The organism is Helicobacter jaachi (genome assembly GCF_000763135.2).
GTDB lineage: Bacteria > Campylobacterota > Campylobacteria > Campylobacterales > Helicobacteraceae > Helicobacter_C > Helicobacter_C jaachi.
This window is the reverse complement of sequence record NZ_JRPR02000001.1, coordinates 22,967-42,995: the sequence shown is the minus strand read 5'-3', so window position 1 is coordinate 42,995 and position 20,029 is coordinate 22,967. Positions and strand designations below refer to the sequence as shown.

Annotated in this window: 19 protein-coding genes; 11 read left to right on the top strand and 8 right to left on the bottom strand. The window is 40.6% G+C overall.

The features are described 5' to 3' along the window. Positions 1-15: 15 nt before the first annotated feature. The gene (locus LS71_RS00205; protein ID WP_034352662.1) at positions 16-1,221 is read right to left on the bottom strand and encodes an NAD(P)/FAD-dependent oxidoreductase; all 1,206 of its coding nucleotides are present in this window, start codon (positions 1,219-1,221) and stop codon (positions 16-18) included. 119 nt (positions 1,222-1,340) lie between these two features. Between LS71_RS00205 and mutY the strand changes: the two genes are divergently transcribed. The 6 genes from mutY (at position 1,341) to LS71_RS00175 (ending at position 5,947) form a co-directional block, all read left to right on the top strand. Next, positions 1,341-2,381, top strand: a complete 1,041-nt coding sequence (gene mutY, locus LS71_RS00200; RefSeq protein ID WP_034352738.1) for an A/G-specific adenine glycosylase — start codon at positions 1,341-1,343, stop codon at positions 2,379-2,381. 21 nt (positions 2,382-2,402) lie between these two features. Next, on the top strand, positions 2,403-3,449 hold the full coding sequence (locus LS71_RS00195; RefSeq protein ID WP_081946223.1) for a divergent polysaccharide deacetylase family protein: 1,047 nt from the start codon (positions 2,403-2,405) through the stop codon (positions 3,447-3,449). Positions 3,450-3,468: 19 nt separating this feature from the next. Then, positions 3,469-4,335, top strand: a complete 867-nt coding sequence (locus tag LS71_RS00190) for a DNA-processing protein DprA (RefSeq protein WP_034352665.1) — start codon at positions 3,469-3,471, stop codon at positions 4,333-4,335. Between the two features lie 127 nt (positions 4,336-4,462). Beyond that, on the top strand, positions 4,463-4,804 hold the full coding sequence (locus tag LS71_RS00185; protein ID WP_034352667.1) for a hypothetical protein: 342 nt from the start codon (positions 4,463-4,465) through the stop codon (positions 4,802-4,804). After that, positions 4,801-5,217 carry a Holliday junction resolvase RuvX gene (gene ruvX, locus LS71_RS00180; protein ID WP_034352670.1) on the top strand — a complete coding sequence of 139 codons (417 nt, stop codon included), beginning with the start codon at positions 4,801-4,803 and terminating at the stop codon, positions 5,215-5,217. Before LS71_RS00185 ends, ruvX begins: the two co-directional genes overlap by 4 nt. Positions 5,218-5,296: 79 nt before the next feature. Further along, positions 5,297-5,947, top strand: a complete 651-nt coding sequence (locus tag LS71_RS00175) for a TetR/AcrR family transcriptional regulator (RefSeq protein WP_034352673.1) — start codon at positions 5,297-5,299, stop codon at positions 5,945-5,947. Positions 5,948-6,082: 135 nt separating this feature from the next. Here LS71_RS00175 and LS71_RS00170 read toward each other — a convergent pair whose 3' ends face one another. After that, positions 6,083-6,634: a YceI family protein gene (locus LS71_RS00170; protein WP_034352675.1), complete on the bottom strand. Its 552-nt coding sequence runs from the start codon at positions 6,632-6,634 to the stop codon at positions 6,083-6,085. Between the two features lie 226 nt (positions 6,635-6,860). Here LS71_RS00170 and LS71_RS00165 point away from each other — a divergent pair, with 226 nt between their 5' ends. Beyond that, positions 6,861-7,511: an ABC transporter ATP-binding protein gene (locus LS71_RS00165; RefSeq protein ID WP_034352677.1), complete on the top strand. Its 651-nt coding sequence runs from the start codon at positions 6,861-6,863 to the stop codon at positions 7,509-7,511. Positions 7,512-7,617: 106 nt separating this feature from the next. Continuing rightward, positions 7,618-8,190: a DedA family protein gene (locus LS71_RS00160; protein WP_034352680.1), complete on the top strand. Its 573-nt coding sequence runs from the start codon at positions 7,618-7,620 to the stop codon at positions 8,188-8,190. Positions 8,191-8,193: 3 nt separating this feature from the next. On the opposite strand, the gene LS71_RS00155 is transcribed toward LS71_RS00160, so the two are convergent. From LS71_RS00155 to LS71_RS00145, 3 genes are read right to left on the bottom strand one after another with little or no spacing between them, the layout of a single operon-like run. Next, positions 8,194-9,396: a GDSL-type esterase/lipase family protein gene (locus LS71_RS00155; protein WP_052057807.1), complete on the bottom strand. Its 1,203-nt coding sequence runs from the start codon at positions 9,394-9,396 to the stop codon at positions 8,194-8,196. After that, positions 9,396-10,814, bottom strand: coding sequence for an SGNH/GDSL hydrolase family protein (locus LS71_RS00150; RefSeq protein WP_069723495.1), 1,419 nt, complete (start codon positions 10,812-10,814; stop codon positions 9,396-9,398). Before LS71_RS00150 ends, LS71_RS00155 begins: the two co-directional genes overlap by 1 nt. Next, positions 10,814-12,226, bottom strand: a complete 1,413-nt coding sequence (locus LS71_RS00145; protein WP_034352686.1) for an MBOAT family O-acyltransferase — start codon at positions 12,224-12,226, stop codon at positions 10,814-10,816. Before LS71_RS00145 ends, LS71_RS00150 begins: the two co-directional genes overlap by 1 nt. A gap of 293 nt (positions 12,227-12,519) precedes the next feature. Between LS71_RS00145 and LS71_RS00140 the strand changes: the two genes are divergently transcribed. The 3 genes from LS71_RS00140 (at position 12,520) to LS71_RS00130 (ending at position 16,572) form a co-directional block, all read left to right on the top strand. Further along, complete coding sequence (locus LS71_RS00140) at positions 12,520-13,728, top strand: extracellular solute-binding protein (protein WP_194145634.1); 1,209 nt, start codon at positions 12,520-12,522, stop codon at positions 13,726-13,728. A 36-nt stretch (positions 13,729-13,764) separates the two neighbouring features. Further along, the gene (locus LS71_RS00135) at positions 13,765-14,079 is read left to right on the top strand and encodes an HAD family hydrolase (RefSeq protein WP_138109770.1); all 315 of its coding nucleotides are present in this window, start codon (positions 13,765-13,767) and stop codon (positions 14,077-14,079) included. A gap of 318 nt (positions 14,080-14,397) precedes the next feature. Then, positions 14,398-16,572 carry a TonB-dependent receptor gene (locus LS71_RS00130; RefSeq protein WP_138109769.1) on the top strand — a complete coding sequence of 725 codons (2,175 nt, stop codon included), beginning with the start codon at positions 14,398-14,400 and terminating at the stop codon, positions 16,570-16,572. Here the strand turns inward: LS71_RS00130 and LS71_RS00125 are convergent, their stop codons facing one another. Genes LS71_RS00125 through LS71_RS00115 form a run of 3 tightly spaced genes read right to left on the bottom strand, consistent with a single transcriptional unit; the run spans position 16,573 to position 20,029 of the window. Next, positions 16,573-17,760 carry a glycosyltransferase family protein gene (locus tag LS71_RS00125; protein WP_034356924.1) on the bottom strand — a complete coding sequence of 396 codons (1,188 nt, stop codon included), beginning with the start codon at positions 17,758-17,760 and terminating at the stop codon, positions 16,573-16,575. After that, the gene (locus LS71_RS00120) at positions 17,761-18,642 is read right to left on the bottom strand and encodes a hypothetical protein (protein ID WP_138109768.1); all 882 of its coding nucleotides are present in this window, start codon (positions 18,640-18,642) and stop codon (positions 17,761-17,763) included. Continuing rightward, positions 18,617-20,029, bottom strand: a complete 1,413-nt coding sequence (locus LS71_RS00115; RefSeq protein WP_034355341.1) for an MBOAT family O-acyltransferase — start codon at positions 20,027-20,029, stop codon at positions 18,617-18,619. Before LS71_RS00115 ends, LS71_RS00120 begins: the two co-directional genes overlap by 26 nt.

The following is a 20,029-nucleotide window of genomic DNA, read 5'->3' as shown; positions in this document are numbered from 1 at the left end:
GGGGTTTTTGTATCTTTAATTGCTGGTGCGATAGCGGAACTGCCCATTTTTAAAGACTAGTTTTGCCCCACCTATACCAAAAAGCCATTTGTTTTCGATAAAGTTTTTCAAAAATGCCGCAAACTCCCCACTAATGCCTTTTTTATAAATAATGCCAACGCCATCAGTATGCCCGATAGAACACACCGTGCCGCGATGTTTAAATCTAAAAATCTGCTTTTGTGGCTTATTGTGCAAAATTTTAATAAGGCTTTTTGCCACATAATCACCCATTTGTGCAGCTAGCTGTGCTGTAGGTGCGTGAATAGCGTCTCTTGAAGCATATAGCGCGCAATCTCCCACCACATAAATATTTTTATACTGCGGACATCGCAAATATTCATCAACTTTAATGCGCCCTTTTGTCGTGTGCAGGCTAGATTCTTCTAGCTTGTCATTCCCGCGCACACCCGCGCTCCATAAAATTGTATTACCCTCAATAAATGCTAGCTTGCCATTATGTTTAATCACCACACCATCTTTTCTGCACTCCTGCACATCGCCATTACAGATGACTTTTACGCCAAAGGCTTCAAGCTTTTTTTGCGCTTTAGCACTTGCTTTTTTGCTAAACATGGGCAAGATTCTATCGCTGCGCCCTATGCAAGTAACCTTTGGCACATCGCGCGGAATGCCGCTAATCAAACACAGCTCATCAAGCCTAGAGCCTAGCTCTGCGGCAAATTCAATGCCTGTAAAGCCAGTCCCGCACACGATAATACTTAAATCATTTGCATTTTTGGTATGGCAATATTCCTTAAATTTATACTCAATATTTTTATCAAGCTTTAGCGCAGCGTTAAGCGAAGAAATTTTATACGCGTATTTATCCACGCCTTTAATGCCAAAATCATCGGGCTTAAAGCCTAGCGCAATAACTAAATAATCATACTCATACACGCCGCCATTGCCCTTTACGCGGTTATGCTCTGGCTCAAAGGTATGAATTTTATCCTTAATAAAGCGCACTTTACTTAAATCTAAAATTTTGCGAAAGTAGATTCTAGCCTTGCGCGCGCTTAATGTGCCAATGGCAACTTTATGCAAAAGCGTGGTTTGATAGTGATAGTCGTGCTTGCTAATAAGCGTAATGTCTGCATTCAGGCAAGTAGCATTTTGCAAAGTGATAGCTGTGCGTAAGCCCCCATATCCGCCGCCAATAATGAGAATTTTGGGTTTCATTAGTTGTCCTCTTGTTGTTTGATTGGCGCATCTTATCTTATGTGTCCTTTTAGTATGCTAAAAAGTTAAATAATATTTTATCTTTTGAGCTTTTTACTCATTTTAGGCATACTTTGAATATGGAAAACGCACAGCACAAGGCTCAAATTATCGCCCCACAATGGCGCACGCAAATTTTGCAATGGTATGACAAACATGGGCGGAAGCACCTGCCATGGCGTAATCTCACAGGGCAAAGTGCCGCTTATGGCGTGTATATTAGTGAGATTATGCTGCAGCAAACGCAAGTAAAGCGCGTTTTGCAATCTTTCTACACGCCCTTTATGCAGGCTTTCCCCACTTTGCAAGCTCTAGCGCAAGCGCCTTTAGAATCTGTGTTAAAAATGTGGGAGGGATTAGGATATTACACGCGCGCAAGGCACTTGCATAAAGCTGCGCAAACTTGTGTGGTAAAATATAATGGCGCGCTGCCTTGTGATTATGCGCTTTTGCGTGAGCTAAGCGGTATTGGCGCATATACTGCGGGCGCGATTTTGTGCTTTGGATTTGGGCAGAGCGTGGCTTTTGTCGATGGGAATATAAAGCGGCTTTTGTGTCGCATTTTTGCCCTACAAACGCCTAAAGATAGTGAATTGCAACTTTTGGCTAATTTGCTTTTAGATACAGAATCTAGCTTTAATTATAATCAAGCCTTGCTTGATATAGGCGCGCTGCTCTGCACGCCAAAGTCACCTGCCTGCCTACTTTGCCCACTGCAAGCGCTATGTGGCGGCAAGCATAATCCTACACTTTATCCGCGCAAGCAAAAGCGCATTTTGCAGAATCTAGACTTGCATTTAGCCCTATGCACGCGTGCGCAGTCTATCGCGCTTGTGAAAAGTGAGCAGGCACTCTATCATGGGCTTTACAATTTGCCCTATATGATAGAATCTAAGCGCGATAGTGAGATTTTAGGGCATTTTAAGCACCACTACACCAAATATAAAATCACCGCCTTTGTGTATCGCGCGCGTGAAGATGATATAGAGCCTGCTCAAGGGCTATGCTTTATCCCGCTATCGCAGCTAGATTCTATCCCTCTAAGCGCGCTATGCAAAAAGGCTCTCACCCTAGCAAATCAAAAACAAAGCTTTAACAAGATACAATACGCGCTTAAGTGATATTGGCAATGAAAGGGCGAAGTGAGAGTTTTATATTTATTTTTGGCGTGTGTGCTAGGCTGCTATGGGGATTCTATCCTTGATATTACAGAATCTAAGCCTATTATAGAATCTAGCCCACCATTTAACTTGCAATCAAATTTGTCCGCTCAAAGCACGCCTCACCCTATTTTACAGGGCTTAAATAAAGTATTTTCTAATTTGCATAATGATAATTTTATCTCGCTAGAAAGCCCAAAAAATACAGAATCTAGCCCAGATTCTAAGCTAGATTCTATCCCGCCACAACCCAAAGTGCCAGCATCAAATAATGCAAATAATACTAAACCACCGCACAAGCCAAAAAATCCTAGCAATAAACCAAAAGTGCTTATCATCATGGACGATTTATCCACGCTAGAGCAGATTAAAAGCCTAGAGAAGCTCCCGCTTAATATCACGCCTTCACTTTTCCCGCGCACTGCCTACAGCCCGCATACGCCAAAGCTTGCGCAGCGCTTATCACAGCAGCACAAAAGCTTTATGATACATCTACCCCTTGAGGCGCAAAACTTTGCACAAAAGGGATTAGAGCCTATTAAAAGCGGCGCAGATACGCAATCTATCAAGCAAATACTCATAGCCATTAAGCAGGATTTCCCTAGTCTTATGTATCTTAATAACCACACCGGCAGCAAATTCACCCAAAATAAACAAGATATGCGCCACTTGCTCTCCGCGCTTGATGAGCTAGGGCTTAAATTTATCGATAGCGTTACTACTTCGCACCCAGCGAGTGAAGCGCTAGCCTTAGAGCAAAATCGCCTCATTATGTCGCGCGATATTTTTTTAGATAATACAAGCGATGTCGCCTATACTAAGGCGCAGATTAAATCCCTCATTAAAAAAGCGCAGAAAAAGGGTTATGCCATTGCGATTTGCCACCCTCACGCTAGCACATTTAAAGCCCTAGAGCAAAGCAGCGATGAGATTAATGCTAATCTTGAGTTGCTCTCCCCTAGTGATTTAGAATCTTACCTCTTGCAAAATGCCACTTCGCGCTACATACGCGCGCGCTTTGAGCCATAGAGCAGCAAATAGGACAAATATGAAGCGCGACACATTACCACCGCCAAAACGCCTCCCTACAATCCCACAATCCTTAAAAAATCTGCCTAATCCCCCGCAGCAGCTCTTTTATTGCGGGCAAGATTCTATATTAGACACATTCCTAAACTCTACGCCTGCAATTGTGCCAAAAACCAAAGATACCACGCCAAAAACTCCTCCCACAATTGCACCAAAAATCGCCATAGTAGGAACGCGCAAGCCAAATCCCTACACAAAATCATTTGTCGCGCACATCGCACATAAAATTGCACGCCATAATGGCATTGTGGTAAGCGGCGGGGCTTTGGGCGTGGATATTATCGCGCATATTAATGCTATGCCGCGCACGATTATGTTTTCTCCTGCTAGCTTAGATATACTCTATCCTAAAAGTAACGCGCTAGCTATTAAGCAAATAATGGAAAAAGCAGTAGTTTTAAGCGAATATGAGAAAGATTATATGCCTCATCGCTATAGCTTTTTGGAGCGCAATCGCTTGGTGATTGGCTTAAGCGATTATGTCATTATCCCTCAAGCAGATAAACTAAGCGGCTCTATGCAAAGCGCGCGCATAGCCCTTGAGCTAGATAAGCCCCTCTTTGTGCTGCCTCATCGCATAGGAGAGAGCGAGGGGACAAATAGCCTGCTAGCTAGTGGCAGGGCAAAAGGTATCTATAATGTGGCAGATTTTATAGAATCTATCTTTGGCGCGGTGCATGAGGAGGAGGAAAATGATGAGATTCTATCTTTTTGCGCGCATAATCCAAGTTTTGAGGAAGCCTATAAACGCTTTGGAGATAGAATCTATGAATATGAACTAGCAGGTAAAATCATAAGGGAAGCGAGCTCTATTCGGCTTGTATAAAGCGCGCAAAAGTGCATTATAAAATATATAAAAAAATATGTAAAATAAGTTTTATGCTCAAATTTGCAAAATATCATCTAAAAATGCTACAATCCCAACCTTAAATCTTAGAGACAAGGAGTCTATGATGGCTGATATGGATTTACAAAATAAACTTGAAGAAAATGCTAAAAAGCTTGATGCCGCGTTTGAGCAAAATGCCTCAATTATCGCATATATTTTTGCGTTCTTTGCTACTTTTGTGCCTTTGATTGGCACTTATATCGTGCGCAAGGACTTTGCAAAGCAACACATTAATAAAGCTTCTGGGGTGGCGCTGCTGCAAGCTCTTTTTGTGTTATTAGGCACGCTTATTCCATTCTTTGGCTGGTTTGTCATTCTGCCTTTGACTTACATTATTTTCATCGTGCTAAACATCATCGCCGTGATTAAAGCCTACCAACCTGCTGCCCTACCAGAGAAAAAATGAATGTGCTTGCCTGCGATGTGGGGCTTAAGCGCATAGGCTTAAGCACACTCACGCAAGGCATTATCCTCCCTCTCCCTCCCATTATCCGCATTAATCGTAATCAAGCCGCGAGTGCATTAGATAAGATTCTCCATGAGCGAGATATTGCTATCTTAGTCATTGGCTTGCCTAGTGGAGATACGCCAAAGTATCTGCAAATGCAAGCGCGCATTAGGCATTTTATCGCACTACTTTGCTTTAAGGGTGAAAAACATTTTGTAAATGAGGATTGCACCTCGCTTGAGGCTTTAGATTCTATACAGCATATGAAAAAGCAAAATAAGCATAAAGCCCAAAAAGATGGGCGATTAGATTCTATAAGCGCGTGTATGATTTTAGAGCGATATATACAAAGCCTAAAAGAGCCTGTATAAAGTATCTAGGAGTATTATTACATACTTTTGTTTGTTTTAAGTATGTAGAATGAGGCATATGTTTTGACAAAGGATAATTATGCCACGCACCAAATCACCCCAAAAAACTATCAATAAAATTCTCTATATCGCCTCCAAACTCTTTAGTCAAAAGGGCTTTGAGCAAGTAAAAATGCAAGATATTATCGATAAACTCACCACACTTGGCTTTACTAAGGGCGCGATTTATCATCATTTTAAAAATAAAGAGGATATTTTGCAAGCCATTTTAGCCCAATATGAAGAGCAAATAGAATCTATATGGCGTATTCAGCGCTCCCAAATTAACGCACGCGACAAGCTTAAAAACATTATGCTAGCCCACATCGCGCATACATTTGCGCACAAATCACTTATACGCTCCTCGCTTAAAATCCTAAATTCCCCCTACGCGCTTGCAAATCGTATGCAAATCGCGCATAACAACCTATCGCCCATTATAGAATCTATCATCGAGCAAGGCAATATCGATGGCTCTTTGAGCGTGGCATATCCAAAGCCAGCAAGCCAAATGCTCGCGTGGGCGGTCTATGTGTGGCTTGATAATGCCTTTTATCCGCTAAGTCAAAGTGAATACACGCACAAAATACGGCATTTGCGCATTATGTTTGAGGGCGTGGGCTTAAGTGTGATTGATGAGGAGGTGAGCAGCGAGTTTTTACGCCTATGGCGTGAGATAATCGCGGATTAGATTCTATATTTGCATAATTACAGAATCTAGCATTGTTAGCGCAAGATATATGAGTATTTTGCAGGATAGATTCTAAGCGTTTAAAGGAGATTGTAAGCAAAAGTGCCGATGCACGCACCGACACTTTAAAAGAAATTATTTTTGCGCAGCCTCAAGCTCGATTTTTACATTCACATTATCGCTTACCATCGCATTTGCAGTGTCTGCACCGACATTGAAATCCTTGCGATTAAGTTTGCCCTCAAGTGAAAGCGCGATAACATCTTTGCCTGTTTTTGGGTGCTTTACAGGACCATTAAGCTCTACATCAAAAGTTACTTTCTTAGTAATACCCCTAATTGTTACATTCGCTTCAAGCTTCTTGCCGCTGTGCTTTACAAGGCTTAGCGTGGCTTTATCAAATTTCTTAGCGTCAAAAAAATCTGGCGCATTCAAGTGCTTATCGCGCGCTTCGGAATTGGTATTAATCGAAGCGATTTGCACTTCGCCATCAAGCTTTGTAATTGTCTTGCCATCAAGCTCAACGCTTCCGCTAAACTTATCAAAGCTCCCTTTTACATTGCTCACGCTCATATGCTTTACGCCAAATTCAACTGATGAGTGAGAGGCATCAACCACATAAGACTCCGCCATTAATCCTGCACTGCACGCAATGCTAAGTGCTGCACACAACATAACTTTTTTCATATTTGCTCCTTTTGAGAAATGAATTCGCTTAATCGCGATGTTTTATTTTACTCTACAAAATTAACATATAAACAAATATTAACAAAATTCTATTAATAAACTTGGTAGATTCTATCATATAGGGCTTATGATGACTTTTTACATTCATAAATCCCTATTTTGCTCTAAAAAATTATTTTATGATAGAATCTAGCCCATTACCTAACTCTTACACCAAAGGAAAGCTATGAATCCGCTGCTCTATGCGAGTAATCTCGCCCACAGCTTTGAAACTACCCTCTATGAAAATCTCACACTTAAAGCCAATGAGGGCGAAAGTATAGCCATTTTGGGCGTGAGTGGGAGTGGGAAATCAAGCATTTTAAATAATCTCTCCACCCTACTTCCGCCCAAAAGTGGGCGCGTGAGCCTCTTTGGCATAGAAGATGTGTATAAACTGCCTGCAAAGGAGCAGCTTTTATTGCGGCGGCTGCGTATAGGGATTGTATTTCAGGCGCATTATTTGTTTCGTGGATTTAGCGGATTAGAAAATCTCAAAGTCGCCTCAATCCTTTCAAATCAACCCATTGATGAGCAGTTATTAGAATCTTTTGACATTGCAAAAGTTATCCATAAACCCATAGGCGAGCTTAGCGGCGGGCAGCAGCAGCGGCTATCTATCGCGCGCGTGCTTACCAAAAAGCCAAAAATTATCTTTGCCGATGAGCCAACGGGCAATTTAGACAAACAAACAGCCCTGCGCGTTATGGAGATTATCTTTGATTATGTCCGCGTGCAAAAAGCCGCGCTAATCCTTGCCACACACGACCAAAGCATAGCCAAAGCATGCAATAAAATCTATCATCTCTATGACAAAGCCCTGCACGAAGTGCATTGAGGCGTATTAAAGCGGTGCGCCAAAAGCGCTCATATAGGTATTTATATAAGATTTATTATCATTATGATAGAATCCACAGAATCTGCAGCATTCTCAAAGGAGTAAAATGGAAGATACGATGAGCTCACTTGAGCAATGGGGGTATGTGCTGTTATTGCTATATAGCTTTGGCGGGGGGTATGTGGGGCTTGTTACAGCGGGTGTGATGAGTGCGCTTGGGAAAATGGATTTGTGGCTAGCCATTGTGGTGGCTTGCGCTGGAAATATGCTCGGCAGCTCACTTCTAGCCTTTCTTGCTCGCTATCAAAAAAAAGAGCTTATCACCTTTCTCTCTAAGCATAAACGCAAAATCGCCCTTTCACAAATTTGGCTCAAGCGCTATGGCTCGTGGCTCATTGTCTTTAGCAAATATATTTATGGTGTAAAAACTATCGTGCCGCTTGCCATTGGCTTTAGCCGCTTTAATCTCAAAACATTTCTGCTCATTAACGCATTCTCCTGCGTAGTGTGGGCGGTGATTGTGGGATTATGCGGATATTATGCAAGCCATTGGGTAATTATACTGCTTGAAAAGATTGATGCGCACTCCTATATCGTGCCTTTTGTGCTGCTTGGCATAGGTATATGCGTATATTTACTTATCGCGCAAGCCTCCAAAAAAGTGAAAAAAAGTTTATAGAATCTATTTAAGTTTATGCAACTCATAAAAAATCTTATCAGCTATAAGCCTATAGCCTAGTGGAAGCAAATGCACATCGGGCTTTGCGAGATTAGCCTGCTCCCATTTTTTCTTTCCCCCACTTTCATTGATGAAATCCTCCATATCAAAAAGGAGCGTTTGCTTTTGTTTGGCTAGCTTGTGGATAGCGCTTTTAACCGCTTTAGCATTTTTTGTAAGTTTATAGACTGCTTTTCTGCGCTTTGTTGCATTGGCTACTTTTTTTACCACAGGCGGTGGGGCTAAGAGTAGAATCTGCGCCTTAGGATTAGCCGCCCTAATTGTATCAATCAAATCGCTATAGTTTTTTAAAAACACACTTTCATTAAAAGTATCATATAGCGCGTCATTTGAGCCATAGCACAAAATAAATAAATCCGCAGGCAAAAGCCCTAGCTCCTCTTGAATGAGCCTTTTATCCCACTTAAGCCAAATATCTGCGCGTGCGCCATTAATGCCTAGATTCTCAACAATATTGTTTCCCCCCTCATCATAGATGAAAAATCCGCCCAAAAGCACCTTTTCATTGAGCGCGCGCAAGGTAATGGGATACTGGAGTTTGAGGGTTAGAATCTGCCACACAAAAGGATTTTTCGCGCTAATAATAAATCTTTGCTGCGCGGCGTCTTCTATGATAATCACGCCTTCTTTATTGGGCGATTTAAAAATAATTTTACTAAGCAATTTATCACTTTTTATATTGGGTGTGAGGCTAATGTGTGCGGGTAGCTCCGTAGGTCTTGCCACTATGCCCCCTAGCGGATAATCATCTAGCGCATCAGTGCGCGAATTTAAAATCTCAAAATTGCTACTTTCATATTTTAGGGCAATATTTTGGTGATATGCCGGATAGAGCGGATAAACAAAGCCTAGCGAATAATCTTTAAAAAGCAATTGCCGCAAACGATGTGAGAAAAAATCCCCCGCAATGTGTGAATCGCCCAAGATTCTCACCACAAGCGGCGTTTTTTGCGCTATCTTTTGGGCAAGCTCGCTTGATGTGGGCGAAAAATTAATAATGCCGCGGCTAGATTGTAAAAGCGGCTTGCTCTGCGCGGGTATGGTAGATTCTGTATTTAAGGCTTTAGCAATGGCGCTTAGCGAGTAAGATGGCGCGGCTTTGGCGCAGCAGCACAAGGCACATATTATAAAAACCCTAAAAAGCATTATTCTGCCCTATTTAGCGCAAAACGCATAAGCGCATAATCTTTGCCTTGCATTTTTCCTTGCGCGCGCGATTGTATGGCTGTGCCTTGTGTAGATTCTATGGCAGATTCTGTGTTTATAGAATCTACGCTCTTAGATTCTGTATTCATAGAATCTATAGGCGCAGAATCTGTGCTAGCAGGCTCTATCACAAGCGCGTTTAAAAAGATATTTGCCATAATTTGATAGCCGCGCGCTGTGAAATGCACACCATCATCAATACGCACTTGCACGCTTTTATTTTTTGCATTTTTGATAAAGGCTGAATATTTCCCACCCTGCGTGATTATGCCATTAGTTTGCAAGAAATATTCGCCATTATTTTTAAGTGTATGCTCATAGAGGCTATTAAGATATAAAATTTTATCATTTAGGCTTTTTTCGCGCACTGATGGCACTTCATACCACACCACGCGCGCATTATGCGCTTTAGCAACGGCTATAATCTCACTAATGCGCTGTGTGTAAATCTCCTCCCAACGCGCGCTTTTAAAGGCGATATGCTTTTTCATAGTCCATGGGTCATTTGCGCCTAGAAGCACCACAACAAGGGCAATTTGAGGATTATTCATAAAGGCATCTTTGGTGGCTGCCTCCCAATCAAAATAATGCTTATAAGTTAAGCCTGTGCTGTGTTTGCTAAGGTTTATACCTGTGAGATTAAGTTTCTTAAAGCCTTTAAGAATATAGGGCGCGACGCCTTGCATCATAGAATCTCCTATGAGTAGCACAGATGAACCCTCCATAATGCTAATGCGTGGATTGTTGATTGCTCTTAAAGGTGTGTAACTCTCCTCAATAGGCTTTTGCGGAGGATTTTCTGGGGATTTTTCTGCGGGCTTTTGTGCATTGGCTGGCTCTGGCGTGTCTTTAGATTCTATAGGCTTAGATTCTATGCGGGGGGATTGCGCGGCGCTAGATTCTGTAGCATTAGAATCTGTGGGATTTAATGGTTTAGATTCTGTGGTGGATTCTACAATAGTGGGCTGCGGAATAGTAGGCTCTGGCATAGTTTGGGGTGCTTGCGCGATAGCAGGTATTGTGGGCGTTTTAGAATCTGGCAAATTATTTGTTAGCGTAGATTCTATATCCTCATCATCTAATGGCAAAGGAGCGCTATCAAAAGCATTATTGAAAGTAAAAATACGCGCTCTTTGTTGCTCTAAATCACGCATAACCTCATCGCTTAAAGCAAAAATCGCATAAGGCTTCAAAAAGCTTGCCTGATAGACATCGCCCAATGTGCGCGCAAAAAGGCTATGAGATTCTGTAAAGTTATGGTATTGCTGCTCGATGTAGGTTACAATGGAGCTGTGCAGGGTTATTGTAAGGCTAAGAAGTGTAAAAAATGCGATGAAAACAAACTTTGCCTGCTGCATTAAAAACTCGCATAAATAAAATTAGGTATGCCAGAGGGCATAAACCCAATGATGAGCGTAAAAATCACACAAAGCACAAAGGGCTTAATCACAAATGGGATAAAGCTTAGCACCTTTGCGCACGCCTCCATACTACCGCGCATAAGCGGGTAGCACAAAAAGATAATAAAATACGCTCCAAGCAGCCACCACACATAAAGTGGCGCGCTTTTAGCAAAGCCTTGAGCAAAGGCTACAAAAAAGCTGCCCACCTCATCAAGCGAATGATAATAAAAGAAAATCCAGCAAAAACTCACGAATAAAAATGTGCAAAGCGCACCAACAAAAGGCAAAGCGCTAAAATCTATCTCAAGGGCTTTTAAGCAGTTAAGCCACACTAAGCCAAGCCCATGCAAAAGCCCCCAAAGCAGAAATGTCCAAGTATTCCCATGCCATAAGCCTGATAAACCAAAGGCGATAAGCACAAAGATTTGCGTATTAATAAAGCCCTTTCTATTACCACCTAGCGGGATATAGATAAAATCGCGAATAAAGGTAGATAGGCTAATATGCCACCTGCTCCAAAAGTCTTTAATATTTTTTGCCATATAGGGCATATTAAAATTTGGTGGTAGATGAAAGCCTAGCATAAGCCCAAAGGCGCACATAAGATTTACATACCCGCTAAAATCACAATAAATCTGTATGCTGTATGCAAAAAGCGCGCACAAAAGCTCAAGGCTATGGTATTCAAAGGGTGCATTAAGTATAGGCGAGGCGTAAATCTCTAAATAATTAGCGATAAATGCCTTTTTAACGACGCCAAAAATAATAAGCGCGATTATAGAATCTATACTGCCAAAGGAGCGTTTGGCGTGATATTGTGAAAAGAAAAACCCACTGCGCATAATGGGTCCCGCCATAAATGTGGCAAAAAATGATAAATAAGTCGCAAGTGGGATAAAGCCCTCAATGGCTGGATTTCCCTCCTCATAATAACTATCTTGCATAAGATTTTTACTGCCCTCATACACCGCGCACAGGTAAGTAATAGACGCAAAAGTATAAAAACTAATGCCTAGCGGAAAGATAATATCTGCTTCTATGAAATCAAGCCCTAAAAGGGCTAAAAGCGCATCAAATTCATCTTTAATATTGGCATAATATTTAAAAAAGCACAAAAACAAAAGTGCCACGCACACGCAGCACAAAAACGCAAAACGCGAACGCATCGTATCGATAAAAAGGGCTAGAAAATACACCAAACAAGTATAAATGCACACAATAAGCGCGAAGTAGGGGTTAAACAAATAAATAACTATATAATTAAAACAAAGCAGGGCTAGATTCTGTAAAGTGAGTGATTGAAGTAGCCAATAGAGCATAAAAAATGCTAGCAGCAAAAGGCTAAATTCAATGGAGAAAAAACTCATTTATCTAATCCTATTTCAATCTTTGTTCTGTATCTTATCCCTTAAGCTTTGAATACTTTTATACTTATCAACTTCGTTTTTTTAAGTTAGATTCTATAAATTTAGCGTCCTAAAATCACAAAAGTGGGGATTATAGCATAATTGCGACAAATTCGCGCGCGCAAAATGATAAATTTAAAATTTACTTTTACTTTACTTGATATGTCATTTATTTTTAAATACAGAATCTAAAATTCGCACTTTGTAAGTGTGTGCGTGGCATAGACTTTAATTTTAATTTTAAGGAGTGAAAAATGAAAATCTTTCGTTTAGGCTTACTAGCGGCTTTGTGTATGTGCTTTTTGGAGGCTAAAACACAAATTATTGTGTCATATAGCTATACTTGGTTTAATGAATTGCATAATAAAATTAAGGCAGATTTTGAGCGTGAGAATCCTGATATTGAAGTGAAATTTACCGCCCCAACACAACATTATGAGGAGCAAACTGCAAAGCTCTTGCGTGAAAAGATTGTAAATAAGCTCCCTGATGTGGCTTTTGATAGCTTTAACTACTTGCCTACACTGCAAAGTAAAAATATCCCACAGCCTCTAGATTCTTATCTTACTGACAAAGAGGAGCGCGGCTACACAGATAAAATGCTAAAGCCAACCACACTTAATGGCAAAGTATATGCTATCCCTTTTGCAGCCTCTATGCCTGTGGCATATTACAATATGGACTTAGTAAAAAAAGCTGGCTGGAATAAACCGCTTCCTAAAACTTGGGACGAAGTATTTGAGCTTGCAAATATGATAAACAAGCTACCGGGCAAGCAAGGTGCGTATTTTGCAAACCTTACGCATGTATGGCTACAAATGGCGCTTGTAATGTCTCAAGGCGGTGAATTCATCAATAAAAAAGGCAAAATCGGCTTTGATAATGAAATTGGTGAGTGGGTATTTAAACTCCTAAGCGACTTCCACACTAAGGCTAAAATGCCAAATATTAAAGTGCCTGATGCGCTAAAGTCTTTCTATGCGGGCAATCTTGGTATGTATTTTGAAAGCTCTGCTGGACTTACTATGATGGAAAAAAGCGTGGGTAAAAACTTTGAACTTAAAGTATCTAAATGGCCAAGTGTGAAAAGTGGCGGGCAATTACCCGTTGGCGGTAGTGTGGTAATGCTTACCTCTACTAAAAACGCAGAAGCAGCTATGAAATACATTAAGTATGTAACAAGCACAGCAAATAAATATGTGCCACAATACACAGGCTATATGACTACTAATGCTAAATCTTTGCAAGAGCTTAAGAGTTTCTATGATAAGAATCCAAACTACACTGTTGCGCCTTCACAAATTGAGATTATGGGTATATGGCCTACATTCCCCGGCGATAATGCTCTAAAATGTGCAGAGCTTGTTTATACATATTCTGAACAACTCCTAACAGGTGAGCGCACAGACTATAAAAATGTGCTAAAAGAAATGACAAGAGATGTAAATAAACTCTTGCCTTAACATTTCCATGTGCGACTGTGCGTCCGGTAAAAATGAATGATATGCTTTGACTTTGATGGTGTGCTAGCTGATAGTTTGAGCGCGTGGGAGGAGGCTTGCTCTCACGCTGCAAGGCAAATGGGGGCTAGCGCGCCCTTACACCCTTATGCTAAACTAAATCCCCTCTCACACTATGAAGTAGGCAAATCTCTAGGCTTAGAGCCGCGCACTTTTGAACATCTAGCAAGCGAATTTTTTATCACACAAAAGCTAGATTCTATAATTCCCGCGCTGTTGCTTTTTATAAAAAGCCGCGCGCATCTTACAAATGTAAGCAAAGCTCACATTAGCCCTCAAAGTATAAAGTTATAGCTGCTTTAAGCATCTATCAACTTGTTTTTTGAGGCTAGATTCTATAATATTGGTTTTAAATTTAAATAATATCTATTCTTATATTTTATATTGACTATAATTGATATTTTATGATATAAAATCCGCTCACTTTGAATTAAGGCAAGTGAAAATTTTAGTAAAGGATTGTCCTATGAATATCATTTTTGATATAAAGTATAGTATCACCCCCCCCCCCCGTATAAACGCTATAAAGCTAAAATAAATTTTACCCTAGCGGGTGTATTTGCTTTTTTTCTCCTCCCCCTTTCCGTTCTTTATGGCGAAGATAGTAAAGATTTGCCACATACTCATAAGTTTGATAAGCTCATCACTACAGGTTCAGCATTGCAAAGCGATGTTTCACTTATACCGGGCAATGTAAGTGTGGTAGATTCTCAAACGATTTCCACTATGCCAAACACTAAAATCGCTGATGTGGTTAAAAAGCTCGCAGGTGTGCGCATACACGATGATTTTAGCTTTAATCCTAGACCGCAGATTAAAATTCGTGGCATTAATTATGGCACGCTTGTCATGCTTGATGGCGTGATTTTAAGTGACTTAGAGGGCGAGGCTAGAATCTTAAATCAAATTTCACTCTATGATGTTAAGCGCGTGGAGGTGGCACGCGGGAGTTTTGCTAGCCTTTATGGCACAAATGCTATGGGAGGTGTGATAAATTTCATTACCGATATGCCACAAGACTTTGAAGCGCAGGCTATTATGGGCTATGGACATGAGCTAAGTAAAAACACAGGAGATAATACTTTTAGATTCTATGGGAGTGTTGGCGATGTGTTTTTTGATAAAAAATTAAAGATTAAATTGAGCGCTGGCTACACAAGTAGCGATATAGAGGCTGGATTTCCCACATATTTGGCTAATAATGCCGTAAATACTGCTGCTCTAGCTGGTATGAGCGGGTATTATGTGGATAAAGCAGGCAAATATATACTTGGCACAGGTGGGCGCAGGCAGTTGGAGATTTATGATATTCGCTTTAAGGCGCGCCTTGATATGGGGGAGCGTGATAGTGTGGAAACTATGGTGAGTTTTTCTAATCATAACAATACCTTTGGCAAATGGCGCAGTTTTTTGAGCGATGCAAATGGGAATGCCACGCATCTGGTAAATGGCAGGGATTATTTTGTAGGCTCTGGCTTTGGGGGTATTGGGAGCTATTCGCATCTTTTGGGAAATCTCACCTATACTCATGCTTATGATAACGCATTTTTAAAAGTGGCGCTATCAAGTGTTAATCTTTTCAGCACTTGGCAAGATGCAAATGTGGCGAGTGGGGCGGATAGAAATGGTGGAGCAGGGACGACACAAGATATTAATTCAAGTAGTAATTATCTTGATATAATCTATCAAAACACTTATTTTAGCAATCACACCATATCTGCTGCAACGCAGTTTCGCTACTATAAGCTTACTCAAAAGCAGCGCAATATGACAAACTGGCTCATTAATAGTTCGCGCGGCGATACTTATCGTTCTTTTGGCAGTGAAGCTTTTGTCGCGAGTGGATATGTGAATGTAGATTCTCAATGGACTTCTTCAATAAGCAGCACTTTGGGCTTGCGGTATGATTTGTGGCAAAATTTTAATGGATATTTTTATAATCAAGCCAATACCACACAAAATAGCGACAATCAAAGCAATAGCCTATCTATTTTTAGTCCAAAATTGGGGATAAATTATAATCCTAGCTTGAATGATGCGCAAAATCTTATATTTAAAGCAAGTATAGGCACAGGCTTTAGAATGCCAACCATGCGTGATAAATACTTCACACCCGCGGGAATGATTTGGAGTATTAGCCCAAGCCTTAAGCATGAGCGAGCTATCAGTTTTGATGTAGGTGCGGAATATGCGCTAGATTCTCAAACTTTAAATGGTGTGCTAAATACGAGTTTGTATTATTTTCATATAGAGCTAGATGATATGATTTATCGTGCAGGCAATGGCAGTGCAGCTAATCCAACGCGCTATATGAATGCCGGTAAGGGACGCATTTTAGGCGTAGAGTATGCTTTTTCATTGCCACTTTTTGTGCATAGATTAAGCCTAGATGGAAACTATACGCTCACTCACGCTACTATTGTAGATAATCCCATAAATCCTGCCACAGAGGGTAAGCAGCTAGCCACTATCCCACGACATACGGCAAATTTATCACTTAATTATGCCCCGCGTATTACCCAAAATGCCAAGGGAGGAGGCATATATGGCTCATTGTGGGCATTTTATGTCGCGCCCTTTTATGTTGATGATTTAAATACCACGCCGCTTAAAAATACTTTTGGATATTATGAGGAGCAATTTAGCCTCAATGCTAAAGTGGGCTATGCGTTTAATAATGGGCTTGATGTGTCTTTGAGTGCGTATAATATTACAAACAACCGCTACTATGACTACTATCAAGTTTCAGGTACCAGCCTCTATGCGCAATTGGGCTATAAGTATTAATTATGTAAGAGTTTTTACTATATCGCGCACTTTTTGGGCATTAGCGCCGATGTGTAGATTCTGTGCGGCGTTGTGGGCATTAAGTTTGCGCTGCATAATTTCTTGCGCATTTAAAGCATTAAGCGCATGAGCAAGAGCGGGGATTGAAAAATCCTGCGCGATAATGCAGTGATGTGGTGCAAGATGTTGGATTTGCTTAATGGGTGGCATAAGTATGCTAAGGCATGATTGTGTGTATTCAAAAAGCTTATTAGGCAGTGTGGCGAGCAAATTTTTATTGTGCTTAGGGATATAGAGTAGCCCCACATCATAGGCATTGCCAAAGGGAATGATTTCCTCTAAGCTTACAGGGGGCAAAATCCTTATATGTTTGCCTTGAATGATGAGTTTTTGCACGCTAGATTCTATATATTGGCGAAATTTTGCCTCCCCGCCAGTAAAAATAAAATCTATATAAAAGCGCTCATCAAGGTATTTGCATAGATTGATGAGCTTATGAATATCACGATTTTGATTAAGTGCGCCGTGATAGAGAATCTTAATTTTTTGCGCATTAATGGGCGTGGGAGAGAGATTATAAGCATAGGGCAAGGACATAAGTAGCCGCGCTCTAAGCCCAAAATGCTGTCTATATAGCGCACAAAATGTGGGTGAGACACTAAGCATTATATCCGCTCTAGGCGCGTAACTCGCGCACAAATAAGTAAAAAAAGGCTGAAAAAGTATCCGCCAGCGCAGTGAGCTAGTGTTTTGCCATGGATAAAATTCACGCGCATCAAAAATAACTTTTGTAATGCCCAAGCGCCCACTTTGTGCTAATCCTTGAAATAAAACTGGTAAAAGCAGCACATCATGGCAAATAATCACATCATAATGATATTTTTGCAAATGATATAGAATCTGCATTCGATTATGAATAAAGCTTAGTTTATCCCACTGCTTGCTTAAGCAATGCCACCATAGCCGCATTTCACGCCACAAATTGCGCTTTTTATACACAGGATAGCTAAAGCTTTTGATATGCGCATATTTTTTAGATAAATCCTCTAGCTTTGGCATGGGCGCAGTATCGCTATCAATGCCCATTACGCTTACATCATAATCATCTTTTAATATCTCAACCATACGCATAGCGCGCGGGCATGTGGCAATGTTTGCTGCGGCTAAGATTAAGATGGACTTTTTCATTTAATGAGCTAGGGTAAGAAAAGATTGCGTAAAATCTAGCGCACTTTTTGGCAGCAGATGTATGCCATCAGAACTCACATATTGCGAATACTCTGGAGGGGGCATAAATGCTATGTGTCCAAAATACTGCTTTAAAAGTGCATGTTGTTGTGTTGGCAGTGCTTTGTGCGCTAGGCGCGCATCAATTGGCATTTGAAAAAATACAACTTTCACTCCATTATTTTCAAAAAATGCTACTAGATTCTGTAATTGTGTGAGTTGTGCAGTGTAGTTTGTGAGTGGCTCATCATATTGGCGCAAAAAATTTTGCATATTCATTTCATATACGCGCTCATCGCGCTGCTCGCTCCATTTTGACTTATTTTTTAAGCCAGAATACTCATAAAGCGCGGAATATATAAGATTAAGCGGTTGATATTTTTCAAGCAGTGAGGGGAGGTATTTGCGAAGTGTGTAAAGTGCGGGATTAAAAAGATTATCAATCATCTCTTTATTGTAATCGCGCATAAATAGCGTATTTTCCTCGATATAGATAGCTTTTGGGGCTTGCGCGCCTTTTTGCATACAAGATTTTATAATCATAAGCCCCGTTAATGGGCTATCTCCGCCCAGCGCTAGATTATAGAATCTATGCTCTTGTAATATATCTTTATCCATTCTTACCGCCAAAGAAGAGCCCACGATAATGCTTTGCGATAATGTGCTTGGGGGGGGGGCATAAATGTAATGTTGCGCGGCTACTATATTGTCTTGCCATTGGTGTTGCAAAAGGCTTACTTGCGGTTTAGCAATGGCTAAAAAAAGATTGTAGCCTGCAAATAATGCTAAAAATATGCCTATGATTTTTAAAATAGACTTAAAATTGGAAGTAAATAAAGGCATCGCTCCCTCCGCTGTTCGTGGCAATTAAAAATAATAATACACCATAAGTGAGATTGATATCTAAAAGATTTTTATGATATCTTAGGCTTAATAAGTGATTGGCATAGTATAGCCCAACAGGCAGCGCATAAAAGCAAATGCTTAAAATCACGCGCTTATTGGTGCCACCCTCTGTGTGGATAAAGATTTTATTTAAAAAGCTTAGCGCGTCGCTAAAATTATTAAGCTTAAAAAAGAGCCAGCCCAAAGATACGCACACAAACACAAAGCAAATTTTTAGAATATGTATGCCCAAATGCGCCTTTAGGGTAATAAATTGCTTTAAAAATCGCTCTATGGCTAATAATATGCCATGATACAATCCCCACACGATATATGAGAGCGCTGCACCATGCCATAAGCCCCCTAGAGCCATAACGATAATAAGATTGAGATAAGTGCGAAATGCGCCTTTCCTATTCCCACCTAGCGGGATATAGAGATATTCTTTGAGCCAAGTGGATAATGATATATGCCACCGCCTCCAAAAATCAGCAAAAGAATCCGCCAGATAGGGGAAATGAAAGTTTTTGGGCAGCTCATAGCCAAAGAGTTTTGCCACACCTATGGCAATAAGGCTATATCCTGCAAAATCTGCAAAAATTTGCATACTATATCCAAAGAGCAAAACGCATAATGTGAGTGCATTAAAGGCTTCAAAATATGGATAAGCTATCCAAAAAGTTTGGTCTTTAAGATTATCAGCAATCACCATTTTAAGAAAATAGCCAATGATTATAATTTTAAACGCGCTTAGCCAAGCGATGTTTTGGGCGTATTTGGGACAAATTTGTGGATAAAATTGATGCGCTTTAAGGATAGGACCTGCGACAAGTTGGGGAAAAAATGAAATAAAAAATATGGTGTTGCAATAATGGCGCAAAAAGCTGCGTGTAATTAAGTTTTGATGATTAGCATGGCTCCCATAGCGGTATAAATCAACAACTAGACTAATGCCTTGAAAAGTGTAAAAAGAAATCCCAATAGGCAGTGGAATAGCCACAAGAAACGCTCCTATGCCATCAAGCGAGGCGTAGTAGTTTATCACCTGCGCAAAAAGTGGGCTGTATTTAAAGCCTATCAAAATGGCTAGATTGATGCTCACACCGCAGAGCGCGTAAAACCACCTTTTGGTGAGTGAGGGGCTAAAATAAACTAGATAGCTCACTATGGCATTAAGTGAAGCTGAAATAAGCAGTAAAATAAGCAAACTCGCCTGTCCATACGCATAAAATACAAAGCTTGCAATAATGAGTATATACACCTGCATGGAGCGCAGCAAAGGCAAATAATACAAGCATAGCGTTACACACACAAGCGCAATAAAAGCAAAACTATTAAACAGCAC